At 69.8% G+C, this 12,166-nt stretch carries 10 protein-coding genes; 5 read left to right on the top strand and 5 right to left on the bottom strand.

The window, feature by feature from the left end; genetic code table 11:
- From BST28_RS13440 to BST28_RS13430, 3 genes are all read left to right on the top strand, one after another.
- Positions 1–2,053: Tex family protein (locus BST28_RS13440; RefSeq protein WP_083081375.1), on the top strand; the 2,053-nt coding region annotated here is incomplete at its 5' end.
- 7 nt (positions 2,054–2,060) lie between these two features.
- On the top strand, positions 2,061–3,437 hold the full coding sequence (locus BST28_RS13435; protein ID WP_065289514.1) for an FAD-binding oxidoreductase: 1,377 nt from the start codon (positions 2,061–2,063) through the stop codon (positions 3,435–3,437).
- 55 nt (positions 3,438–3,492) lie between these two features.
- Positions 3,493–5,061: an acetolactate synthase large subunit gene (locus tag BST28_RS13430; protein ID WP_083081365.1), complete on the top strand. Its 1,569-nt coding sequence runs from the start codon at positions 3,493–3,495 to the stop codon at positions 5,059–5,061.
- Positions 5,062–5,070: 9 nt separating this feature from the next.
- On the opposite strand, the gene BST28_RS13425 is transcribed toward BST28_RS13430, so the two are convergent.
- Together BST28_RS13425 and BST28_RS13420 are read right to left on the bottom strand one after the other, a co-directional pair.
- Positions 5,071–5,718 carry a cutinase family protein gene (locus BST28_RS13425; protein ID WP_029248972.1) on the bottom strand — a complete coding sequence of 216 codons (648 nt, stop codon included), beginning with the start codon at positions 5,716–5,718 and terminating at the stop codon, positions 5,071–5,073.
- A gap of 246 nt (positions 5,719–5,964) precedes the next feature.
- A complete protein-coding gene (locus BST28_RS13420) occupies positions 5,965–6,639 on the bottom strand; it encodes a cutinase family protein (RefSeq protein WP_019735954.1) in 675 nt (224 codons plus the stop codon).
- 384 nt (positions 6,640–7,023) lie between these two features.
- On the opposite strand from BST28_RS13420, the gene BST28_RS13415 reads away from it, so the two are divergent.
- A complete protein-coding gene (locus BST28_RS13415; protein WP_083081363.1) occupies positions 7,024–8,562 on the top strand; it encodes an Hsp70 family protein in 1,539 nt (512 codons plus the stop codon).
- Between the two features lie 3 nt (positions 8,563–8,565).
- Here the strand turns inward: BST28_RS13415 and BST28_RS13410 are convergent, their stop codons facing one another.
- Positions 8,566–9,645 (bottom strand): class I SAM-dependent methyltransferase, encoded by a 1,080-nt coding sequence (locus BST28_RS13410; RefSeq protein ID WP_065289512.1) that lies wholly within the window; start codon positions 9,643–9,645, stop codon positions 8,566–8,568.
- A 112-nt stretch (positions 9,646–9,757) separates the two neighbouring features.
- Between BST28_RS13410 and BST28_RS13405 the strand changes: the two genes are divergently transcribed.
- Positions 9,758–10,447, top strand: coding sequence for an SHOCT domain-containing protein (locus BST28_RS13405; protein WP_065289511.1), 690 nt, complete (start codon positions 9,758–9,760; stop codon positions 10,445–10,447).
- 3 nt (positions 10,448–10,450) lie between these two features.
- Here BST28_RS13405 and BST28_RS13400 read toward each other — a convergent pair whose 3' ends face one another.
- Positions 10,451–11,074, bottom strand: coding sequence for an MBL fold metallo-hydrolase (locus BST28_RS13400; RefSeq protein ID WP_083081361.1), 624 nt, complete (start codon positions 11,072–11,074; stop codon positions 10,451–10,453).
- Complete coding sequence (locus tag BST28_RS13395; RefSeq protein WP_083081359.1) at positions 11,071–12,156, bottom strand: S-(hydroxymethyl)mycothiol dehydrogenase; 1,086 nt, start codon at positions 12,154–12,156, stop codon at positions 11,071–11,073. The genes BST28_RS13400 and BST28_RS13395 overlap by 4 nt, the downstream gene beginning before the upstream one ends.
- Positions 12,157–12,166: the final 10 nt, after the last annotated feature.

Below are 12,166 nucleotides of genomic sequence, written 5' to 3'. Positions count from 1 at the left end.
TACGATGCATCACGGACCGACCAACCCCTGGTCGGAATCCAATAGCTCGAGCCTCCGACGAATCCAGGGCGATTCACAGATCGCCCGCGAAGCGGGTCTGGAACCGCTGGCCGACCGGCTGCTGGCCGACCCGACACTGAACCCGCAGCAGATCGCTTCGGAATACACCGGCGAGGCGGTCGCCGATGCGGTCGCGGCGCTGGAGGGGGCGCGCGCCATCCTGGTCGAACGGGCCGCCGAGGACGCCGAACTGGTGGGTGCCGTGCGGGAGAAGTTCTGGTCGGCCGGCTCGCTGCGGACCATGCCGCGCTCCGAAGATGCCGCGAAAAGCGCTGCGGCACAGAAGTTCCGGGACTATTTTGACTTCAGCGAGGCGCTGGTAACCATGCCGTCGCACCGGGTGCTGGCGGTGCTGCGCGGCGAAAAGGAGGAGGCCCTGGCGCTGGCCTTCGACGGCGGCGACGGCGAGCCCTATCAGGCGATGGTCGCCCGGTCGCTGGGCGTGGACATGACCGCACCCGGCGAGGCGACGCCGTGGCTGGCCGAGACGGTGCGGTGGGCCTGGGAGACCCGGCTGGCGTTCTCCGCGGCGGTCGACGCCCGGATGCGGCTCAAGCAGCGCGCCGAATCCGACGCGGTCGCGGTGTTCGCCCGCAACCTCAAGGACCTGCTGCTGGCCGCGCCCGCGGGTAACCGCACCACGCTCGGGCTGGACCCGGGCTTTCGCACCGGGGTGAAGGTCGCCGTTGTGGACGGCACCGGCAAGGTGCTCGACACCTGCGCGATCTTCCCGCACCAACCGCAGAAGCAGTGGGATCAGGCCAAGGCGACGCTGGCCGCACTGGTCGCCCGGCACGGCGTGGAGCTGATCGCCGTCGGCAACGGCACCGCGTCGCGGGAGACCGACGCCCTGGCCGCCGAACTGATCGCCGACCTCCGATCCGCGGGGGCCGCCGCCCCGGTCAAGGCGATGGTCAGCGAGGACGGCGCCTCGGTGTATTCGGCGTCGGCCTACGCCGCACATGAACTGCCCGATCTCGACGTCACCCTGCGCGGGGCGGTGTCGATCGCGCGGCGGCTGCAGGATCCGCTGGCCGAGCTGGTCAAGATCGAGCCGAAGTCCATCGGGGTCGGCCAGTACCAGCACGACGTGACGCCGGGCATCCTGGCCCGCAGCCTCGACGCGGTCGTCGAAGACGCCGTGAACGCGGTCGGCGTCGACCTCAACACCGCTTCTGCGCCGCTGCTGGCCAAGGTGTCGGGGGTCTCGGAATCGCTGGCCGAATCCATCGTGGCCCACCGCGACCAGACCGGGCCGTTTCGCAACCGGGCCGCGCTGCTCGACGTGCCGCGGTTGGGGCCCAAGGCATTCGAGCAGTGCGCCGGGTTCCTGCGCATCCGTGACGGCGACGACCCGCTGGACTCCTCGGGGGTGCACCCGGAGGCCTACCCGGTGGTCCGGCGCATCCTGGACCGCTCGGGAGTTTCCCTGGCGGAGATCATCGGTGATGAGCGAGTGCTGCGGTCGCTGAATCCGGGCGACTTCGCCGATGACCGATTCGGGGTCCCGACCGTGACCGACATCCTCGCCGAGTTGGAGAAGCCCGGACGCGACCCGAGACCGGCGTTCTCCACCGCGACGTTCGCCGCGGGTGTGGAGAAGATCGCCGACCTGAAGGTGGGCATGGTCCTGGAGGGCGTGGTGACCAACGTTGCGGCGTTCGGCGCGTTCGTCGACGTCGGGGTGCACCAGGACGGCTTGGTGCACGTCTCGGCGATGTCGGACCGATTCGTCTCCGACCCGCACGAGGTGGTCCGCTCCGGGCAGGTGGTGAAGGTGAAGGTCGTCGACGTCGACATCGACCGCCAACGGATCGGGCTGAGCCTGCGGTTGGGGGATAAGCCGGCTCGCGGCCCCAAACCCGCTGCGCGCAACGACGCGGCCAAGCAGAATCGGGGGCGGCGTCCCGGCAACGGTGCCGGGCGCCGGGATGCGGCCCCGGCCGGCGGGTCGATGGCCCAGGCGCTGCGGGACGCCGGATTCGGGAAGTGAGGGCCGCATGGTAGATGCCGCAGTCGCGCAGGGGTTCGCCGACATCGTCGGCGCCGCCGGACTGCTCACCGGCGACCAGATCGGCCCCGACTACGCCCACGACGAGGCGCTGATCGGCGCACCGGTGACACCGCGCTACCTCGTCCGCCCGCAGACCGCCGAGCAGGTCGCGGCGCTGCTGGCCGCCGCCACCGAGGCCAAGGTCCCGGTGACCGCCCGCGGGTCCGGTACCGGACTGTCGGCCGGCGCCCGGCCGTGTGCCGACGGTCTGCTGATCTCCTTCGAGAAGATGAACGCGATCTGCGAGATCGACACCGACAATCAGGTCGCGGTGGTCCAACCCGGGGTCACTCTGGCCGACCTCGACACCGCGACCGCCGAGGCGGGGTTGATGTACACCGTCTTTCCCGGGGAGCTGTCGGCCAGCGTCGGCGGCAACGTCGGCACCAACGCCGGCGGCATGCGCGCGGTCAAGTACGGGGTGACCCGCCACAACGTGCTCGGGCTGCAGGCCGCGCTGCCTACCGGCGAGCTGATCCGCACCGGTGGCCGGATCACCAAGCTGTCCACCGGATACGACCTGACCCAGCTGATCATCGGCTCCGAGGGCACCTGCGCCCTGGCCACCGAGGTCACCGTGCGGCTCTACCCGCGGCTGGCGCACTCGGCCACCCTGCTGGCTCCGTTCGCCGACCTGCCCGCGGTGATGCGCGCCGTACCGACGGTGGTGCGCAGCGGGGTGGACCCGGTGATCCTCGAATACGTCGACAAGCTGACACTGGCCGCCATCAGTTACTCGCAGAACCTCAACCTGGGCATCCCCGACGCCGTTCGCGACACCGCCGAGGCGCACCTGGTGATCGGGGTGGAGAACCGAGACCACGACCGGCTCGACGACGACGTGGCGATGCTGGGCGAATTGCTGGGATCACTCGGGGCGGTCGACGTCTATGTGCTGGAGGGCAATTCGGCGCACGCCCTGATCGAGGCCCGCGAGAAGGCGTTCTGGACGGCCAAGGCCGCCGGCGCCCACGACGTCATCGACGTGGTGGTCCCGCGCGCGGTCATGCATGAATTCTTCACCCGAGCACAAGGTTTCGCGCAGCAGGCGGGCGCCGGGGTGGTCGGCTGCGGACACGCCGGCGACGGGAACGTCCACCTGGCGGTGTTCTGCGCCGACGACGATGTCCGGCACCGGCTGCTGCACGACATCTTCGCCGCGGCGATGGCATTGGGGGGCGCGATCTCCGGCGAACACGGCCTGGGGAGGGTCAAGACGCAACATTTCCTGGACCTGGAGGATCCGGTCAAGATCGCCCTGATGCGCCGCATCAAGGCCGCCTTCGACCCCGCCGGGATCCTCAACCCCGGCGTGCTTCTATAGGCAACAGAGTGCGCGCTTCCCGCATACTTCGGTGCCCGTCAAGAAAGGCAACCCCATGACCAACGGAGCACAGGCCCTGATCACCACCCTGGTCGACAGCGGCGTGCAGGTCTGTTTCGCCAATCCCGGCACCTCCGAGATGCACTTCGTGGCCGCCTTGGACTCGGTGCCGCAGATGCGCGGGGTGCTGTGCCTGTTCGAGGGCGTGGTGACCGGCGCCGCCGACGGCTACGCCCGGATCGCCGGAAAACCGGCCGCCACTCTGCTGCACCTGGGCCCCGGGCTGGGCAACGGCCTGGCCAACCTGCACAACGCCCGCCGTGCCCACGTGCCGGTGGTCAACGTCATCGGCGACCACGCCACCTACCACAAGAAGTACGACGCGCCGCTGGAATCCGACATCGAACCGCTGACCGACTGGACCCACGGCTGGGCGCGCCGCACCGGCTCCGGGACCGAGATCGGCCGCGATGCCGCCGAAGCGGTGGCCGCCGCGATGGCCAGCCCCGCGCAGGTGGCCAACCTGATCCTGCCCGCCGACATCTCCTGGGATGACGGCGCCCAAGCGGCCGGGCCGGTCGAACCACTCGCTGCGGCCGCCCCCGACGGACAGGTTGTCGCCGAGATCGCCGACGTGCTGCGCAGCGGCGAGCCGGTTGCGCTGCTGATCGGGGGCCCCGCCGTGGCCGACGTGGGCGCCCTGGAGGCCACCGACCGGATCTCCGCCGCGACCGGGGCCCGCGCCCTGGTCGAGACCTTCCCGACCCGACTGGCTCGCGGTGCCGGCGTGCCGCCGATCGACCGGCTCGGCTACCTGGCCGAGCAGGCCGCCTTCCAACTCGACGGAATCAAGCACCTGGTGGTCGCCGGCACCCGGGCCCCGGTGTCGTTCTTCGCCTATCCCGGCAAGCCCAGCGACCTGGTCCCCGAGGGCTGCCTGGTCCACAACCTGGCCGGACTGGAGACCGACGTGGTCGCGGCGCTGACGCAATTGGCCGACGCGGTGGCGCCCGGCGTGCAGCCGCGGCCGGCACCCGCTGCCGCCCCGGAACTTCCGGCCGGACAGCTGACCCCGCAGAACTGGGTGCAGGTGATCGGCGCCCTGCTGCCCGACAACGCGATCATCTCCGATGAGTCCAACACCTCGGGCCTGATGCTGCCGGCGGCCACCGCCGGGGCAGCGCGCCACGACGTGCTCACCCTCACCGGCGGGGCGATCGGACAGGGACTGCCGGTGGCGCTGGGCGCTGCCGTCGCCGCCCCGGACCGGCCGGTGATCGCGCTGCAGGCCGACGGCAGCGCCGCCTACACCATCTCCGCGTTGTGGTCGATGGCGCGGGAGAACGCCGATGTGACCACGGTATTGATCAACAACAGCTCGTACGCTATCCTGCGCATGGAGCTGGCCCGCGTCGGCGCCGAGAGCGAAGGGGGCCACGGTCCGAAGGCGGAAGACCTGCTGGACCTGTCGCGGCCGAACATGGATTTCGCCAAGATCGCCGAGGGGTTCGGGGTGCCGGCGAGCGTGGCGACCACCTGCGAGGAACTCGCCGAACAGTTCCGCCGGGCGCTGGCCGAACCGGGACCGCACCTGATCGACGCGCGGATCCCGAGTGTGTTCTAACCCAGCGGCCTAACTGATCGTCAGGCGATTCGCGGCGAACGCCGCGCCCTCGTCGGCCTTGCCGTCCTGGACATACATCAGGTGCGGGACGACGCTGCCGCTCTCTTCGCAGTAGATGTCACCCGCGAGGCAGAAGTCGATGCTCTTGGGGCGGTAGGACGCCGCGAGTACCGGCAGCGGGCCGCCCCACAGCGCGGTCGAGTAGGGACTCGACGGCGGACCGAAGAGCGCTACCGCGACGACATGGTGGGTGACCGCGGGCGGCAACGAATTGCTCGACATCGCGATCACACTGGCGCCCTGCGAGTAACCGCCCAGCACGAGTTTGGTGTTCGGGCAGTTGGCGACGGTGACCTGGATGTGTGCGGTGGCGTCACCCTCACCGAGCTGTGCGCTGTTGCGGTAGTCGGTGCTGGCCGGATATTCGACCGGGTAGACCTGCACGTCGCGGCCGGGCAGCTGTTCCTTCAGCGAAGCCACGAAAGCCTCCCCGACGTCACCGAGACCGGGAGGCTGACCGGAGCCGCGGGCAAACACCACCTCGGTGTCCGGGCAGGGCTCCGCGGCGGCGGCGGGCAGGCCCGCCGGCGCGCCCAGCAGCACTCCCGTCAGCATCATCGTGGCAGCGACGGTGCGAACAGTGTCACGCAAAGTCATCCCTAAATGCTGACATGCCGCCGTCTTGGGACCGTCCCGCGGGTCGGCATTCACTCACCGTTCCGGCCCGATCTGCACAGTGCGAAGCCTCCGGGAGCGGTGTGGGACCGCCGGCAGGCGATACCCGGGGCCGTGCTCGGGTTGCGTCGGCGGCCAGGTCCGGCACCGGCGAGCCGCAACCGGCCAGCAGCGACGACGCTTCCATCAGCAAAGCGCGGGACGGGTGCCCGGCCGCGAACACGGTGGTTACAGGCGGTTTGCCGCGTAGGCCGCACCCTCGTCGACGATGCTGTCGTAGGCGCCGGGTGCGTGCGCCGCGAAATTCATCCCTTCAGAGCAGACCGGGTCTTCCGGCGTGCACAGTTGGATGGTCTTGGACGCGTACGCAGGGCCGATGACCACGGGCGGTTGGCCCAGGAAGTTCATCGCCCGCTCGTTCGGGGTGCCGAAGAGCACCACGGCGGCGACATGGTCAGCCACCTCGGGGGGCATCGGCCGTGGTACATCCACCCCTTCCACCCCGTCGGGGATGACGTTGGCGGTGGAGAATCCCATCACCGCGGCGCCCTGCGAGAAACCGCTAAGCACCATCTTGGTCTTGGGGCAATTCGCCGCGGTGGCCTCGATATGAGTGGTGGCGTCCCGGATGCCCTGGATACCCGTCGGCCAGTCGTTGGTGGCCGGGTAGTCGACCGCATAGACGTCCATGGATCGCTCACCGATCCGGGGCCGGAGCGCATCGACGAATGCTTGCCCGGTCTCACCGATCCCGGTGGCCTCGTCGGTGCCTCTAGCAAACAAGACTTGGACGTCGGGGCAAGGGTCGGCAGAGGCGGAGGGAGGGGTGACGGCGGTGCTCTGCAGCAGCCAGGTCAGTGCCAGCACAACACCGAGGGAGCGCAGTATCCGAGGTGTGTTCACCCGTACATGGTGGCATAAGTCGTGGCACGACGTGGGCAGACAATGCTGGGAATTAACGTAATACCGGGTTCGTGACAATCGCGCATCGGGCCGCTGTGCAGACCATGTCGACGGTCTGAATCGTGACTGAGACGTGCCGCGGTGAGCGTGCGGTTACCGTCACGTGTCGCCCCGGAATCGGCGAGGAAACCATCGGGTGTCGGCGCCGGAGCAAACTCGTAACCCGACGCCGCCCCCGCGGTCCCCGAGGCCCCCCGCGGGCACGAATGCGAGCCGTTCGGCGCACCAATGGCGTTGCAATGCCGGGTAAACAGGATGCTCATCGATAAAATTGCATCCGATCCGGTGCGTTCGACCGCCGGTGGACACCGTGGACGGGACAGCATGGCGCATGACACAGGCCCCGCGATGGGCATGTCCGTCGGAGCGACCACTTTGGCGGCGGTCACCGCCGATCGCGCGATCACCCGGCGGCCGGTGCTGACGCTCTTCCGCGACCGGCCATCCCAGATCGGCATGCCGTCTGAGAATTCCGCAGTCAATGCCGCCCTCGACGAACGAGGCCTGGTGGTGACCGATTTCGTCGACCGGGTCGGCGGCGGCGAGCCGGTGGTGGCCGGCGACGGGTCGACCCACCGCGCCGAGCAATTGCTCGGCGACGGATTGCACGCGCTGGCCTACGCCGCGACCGAGGGACGCCCGATTCCGCCCGCGGTGGCGGTCACCCACCCCGCCCACTGGTCGCGGGAGGCCGTCGCGGCGCTGCGCACTGCGTTGGGCCGGGTCTCGGAATGGGCGCAGCATCCGGTGACACTGATCTCCGACACCACGGCGGTGCTGACCGCCCTGCAAGCCAATCCGGGCCTGCCGGATCACGGCACCATCGCGGTGTGCGACTTCGGCGGCAGCGGAACCAACATCAGCCTGGTCGACGCCGGGCGGGGGTTCGAACCGATCGGCCCCACCCGCCGCATCACCACGTTCTCGGGTGATGTGATCGATCAGGCGCTGCTGGATCACGTGGTGGCCGACCTGGGCGGCAACGGTGACGGGCCGCCGACGGTCGGGTCGCTGACCAGGTTGCGCAACCAGTGCCGCGACGCCAAGGAGCAGCTGTCGACCGAGACGGTGGCCGAACTCGCGGGTTTCCACGGCGGCGTCTGGCTGACCCGCGCCGAACTCGACGAGGTGCTGCGTCAGCCGCTCGAAGGTTTCTTCACGGTGCTGCAGAACACCTTGGACGACAACGGTATTGCTCCTGATGAGCTGTCGGCGATCGTGTCGGTCGGCGGTGGGGCCAACATGCCGACCGTCACCACCGGCCTGTCGCAACGCTTCGGGGCTCCTGTCATCAGCTCGCCCCGGCCGCAGCTGACCGCCGCCATCGGCGCCGCGCTGAGCGTCGCGGGCAATGTGGTGGCCACCCCGAAGAAGGTGCCACCGCCGGCCGAGCCGCCGCCGTTCCCCGAGACCCCTCCGCCGCCGCCGGCGGAGCCCCCGCCACCACCGGCCGACACTCCCGCGAACGCGGCCCTCAAACCCCTGATCACGCCGCCACCGCGCCCCGCCCCGACACCACCGCGCCAGCCCGCGGCGCCGGAACCCGACGAGAGCGTCGGCCGCGGTGGCGTCCAGTGGTACCGGCGCCCGGTCCCGGTGGTCATCCTGGCCGCGCTGGTCGCGATGCTGTTGGGCACGCTGGCCGTGCTGCTGCTGCGCAACGCCGCCGACACCGAACCCGATTCCGGCGTGCAGACCACGGTGTCTGCCACTACGACCCCGTCGTCGACCGCCCAGCTGCCACCGGCGTTTGCGCCCCGCCCCGAGCCGGTCCCGCCTGCCGCGCCGGTGATTCCAGAGCTCCCGGCAAGCCCGGAAAATCCGGCTCCTCCGGTACCCACCGAGGCGCCGGTCAGCCCGTAGCGGTCACCGCGCGCGTTTGGCCAGCACCACCAGTGCCAGCGGAATCTGCACCTGCTGCGGGCTGCTCGCCAACCGGGCGGCGACCCCGGCTTCCAGGCGCTGCACGAATTCACCCGCCCGCGGGTCGGCGGTCCCGCCGGCGAGTGCGGCGGTCAGGGCCGGAAAGATCGCGCCGCTGGTGAACGTGGCCCATTGGGTGCCCAGCGCGCCCGCGTCGCCATCGACCAGATAGCGGCTCCAGAACCGGTCTTCGGCGTCGAACACCTCCAACCGCTCGATCGTCAGCGCTTCGAATCGCCCGGCCGGCGCGAACGGTGCGCGCAGTTCCTTCTCGCTGCGGCCGAGCACCGGGATCGTCATCCTGGCGAGTTCGTCGCGGCTCAGCACGCCCTCGCGGACCTGTTCGGCGAGCACCGCGACGATCGCGTCGAGCACGGGCTGGTAGCCCGAGCGGCCCTGCGCGTCGACGGCCGCGGTCAACACCAGCAGCTTGCCGCCGGGGGCCAGTTCCCGGCCGCGGAAGGCCAGAAAATCATGCCAGTCCTGGGCGGCCCGGCGTGCGTACTCTTGGCGTGCGGCGGCATCGTCGCTGTGGTCGACATGGACGTGGTCATCGAATTCGGGCAGGTCCGCGGCGGGCCGGCGCAGCCACATCGTCGCCCAGGAGGTCCAGCCCAGGTTGACGCTCTGCGACGGCAGGATCTGGTCGTAGAACGACCGGCCTATCGCCGACGGGAAGCTGGCCGAGTCCTTGCGGGTGTAGCTGTCGGGGTCGTCGGCCAGCGTCGTGAACAGCGCGGTGAAGTCGTTGTCGGGCAGGTCGGTGTGGGTCACCAGGACGGCGTGGTCGGGGCGGGTGCGCCGGCGGAACACCGCAATGGCGGCGCCGATCGGAAGCAAGGAGTTGTAGCCGGTGGCGGCCCCGTAGTCGGCGACGACGATCGGGCGCGGGGCGGTGGGCAGGGGAACCGTCGCCGCCAGTTGCTCGAACACGGCGGTGGCATGGGCCAGGCCGGCCGCCTGCAACCGCCGCGAAGGGGTACCGGCAGGCTCCGGGCGGACGACGATGCTCGACTCTGGCATATGCACCTCCGACCGCCAAAGGTATTCGCCGATACCCCAGACGGTAGCGAATGCGGGGGGAGGGGGTCGGCGTCGGCAGGATCTTCGGGTGCCAGCGTGGCACACTGCCCGAATGAGCGCTGCGCGGGCGAGCCGGCGGGTTGCGGTGCCGGTCGCGGTGGCCCTGATGGTCGTCGGAGTGGTCGGTTTCGTGGTGGCGTTGGTCCTCAATGTGTTCGTGCTGGACCGCTACAACGCCTACGGCGAGGTGCCGATCCCGGGGTCCGGCACTGTCCGGCTACCGGCGGGGGAGGTGACGGTGAGCCTGCACACCCGGGTGATCGCCAGCCCCAGCGGTGCCGGCCTGCCGGTGCCGCCGCTGAGCCTGGATGTGCAGCCGCCAGCCGGGGTGGCCGAACCGCAGTTCGAGGAGAGCGTCGGGGTCACCACGACGGTCAACAACGACACCCGGCGGCGGTTGTGGCGGATGCGGGTGGCCGAGGCGGGTGACTATCGGATCACCACCGACGGGCAGGTCGGCGGATTCATCGCGCCGCGGCTGGCCTTCGGCGCGCCCAGTACCCACGGGTCACTGGTGTGGGTGTTCGCGGCCGTGTTCGGGTTCGCAGTCGTGGGCCTAATCGCGGCGCGGTACGGGCCGGCGCGTCGTGGCAGCCCGGCGCCGGCCGGGGCGGAATTCGTCCCCGACGGTGAAGGGGTGCGCATCGAGCAACTCAAAACGATTACGGCACTGCGTGATTGCGGGGCATTGACGCAGGCGGAGTTCGAGACCGAGAAGCGGCGAATCCTCGACGGACGCTGAGCATCAGTGGCCGCGTGCCACCCAGTCGTCGTAGTTCACCAGTTCATCCCCGATGCGGGTGGTGTCGCCGTGGCCGGTGTAGACGACGGTTTCGGCCGGTAGTGTGCCGAGCTGCTCGGAGATCGAGGCCAGGATCGTGGGAAAGTCCGAGAACGAGCGTCCGGTGGCGCCCGGGCCACCGCAGAACAGTGTGTCGCCACTGAACACCGCCCCCAGGTCCGGGGCATACCAGCACACCGAGCCCGGCGAGTGGCCCGGGGTGTGCAGGGCTTGCAGCTCGGTGCCGGCCACCCGCAGCGTCTGGTTGTCCGAGATCGGCTCGAAGTTGTTGTCCGGGTGCGTCATCTGCCACAGCATCTCGTCGGCCGGGTGCAGCCACACCGGGGCGTCGAGGGTTTCGCCGAGCTGCGGCGCCACCGTGATGTGGTCGTTGTGGCCGTGCGTACACACCACCGCCACCACCTTGCGGCCCCCGACCGCGTCGAGGATCGGTGCCGCGTCGTGGGCGGCGTCGAAGACCACCACCTGCGAATCGTCACCGACGATCCAGATGTTGTTGTCGACGTCCCAACTGCCGCCGTCGAGTGCGAAGGTGCCGCTGGTGACGACCCGCTCGATGCCGCTCACAGCACCACCACCGAACGCAGCACCGTACCGTCGTGCATCTTTGCGAACGCCTCCTCGATGTCGTCGAGGCCGATGCGTTCGGAGACGAATTTCTCCAGCGGCAGCCGCCCCTGCAGATACAGACTGATCAGGGTCGGGAAGTCACGCTCGGGCAAACAATCGCCATACCAGGACGACTTCAGTGACCCGCCGCGGGAGAAGAAGTCCACCAGCGGCATCTCCAAGCGCATATCCGGTGTCGGGACTCCCACCAGCACAACGGTTCCGGCCAGATCACGCGCGTAGAACGCCTGCTTCCAGGTCTCCGGTCGACCCACCGCATCGATCACCACATCAGCACCGAAACCGTCGGTGAGCTCCTGGATCGCCTCGACCGGGTCCTGGGTGCCGGCGTTGACGGTGTCGGTGGCGCCGAAGTCTCGGGCCCAGGCCAGCTTGGTCTCGTCGGTGTCCACGGCGATGATGCGCCGGGCACCCACCAGGGCCGCGCCCGCGATCGCGGCGTCGCCCACGCCGCCGCAGCCGATCACCGCGACGGTGTCGTCACGGCTGACGCCGCCGGTGTTGATCGCCGCGCCCAGACCGGCCATCACCCCGCAGCCCAACAGCCCGGCCACCGCCGGATCAGCGCCCGGATCGACCTTGGTGCACTGCCCCTCATGCACCAGGGTCTTGTCGGCGAACGCGCCGATACCCAGTGCCGGGGTGAGTTCGGTGCCGTCGGTCAGGGTCATCGGTACCGAGGCGTTGAAGGTGTCAAAGCACAGGTGCGGCCGGCCGCGCTTGCAGGCCCGGCACTGCCCGCACACCGCACGCCAATTCAGGATCACGAAGTCGCCGGGCTCGACCGCGCTCACCGCCGAACCCACCGCCTCCACGGTCCCGGCGGCCTCGTGGCCTAACAAGAACGGATACGAATCATTGATGCCACCGTCGCGGTAGGTCAGATCGGTGTGACACACCCCGCAGGCCGTGATGGCGACGACGACGTCGTTGGGGCCCGGATCCGGGATCACGATGTCGGTCACCTCGACGGGTTTGCCTTGTTCTCGGGAGATCACACCGCGCACTGTCTGACTCATGCAGTCAACC

The sequence above is a fragment of the Mycolicibacter kumamotonensis genome (assembly GCF_002086285.1).
Taxonomy (GTDB): domain Bacteria; phylum Actinomycetota; class Actinomycetes; order Mycobacteriales; family Mycobacteriaceae; genus Mycobacterium; species Mycobacterium kumamotonense.
This window is presented reverse-complemented; position numbering and strand designations above follow the sequence as displayed.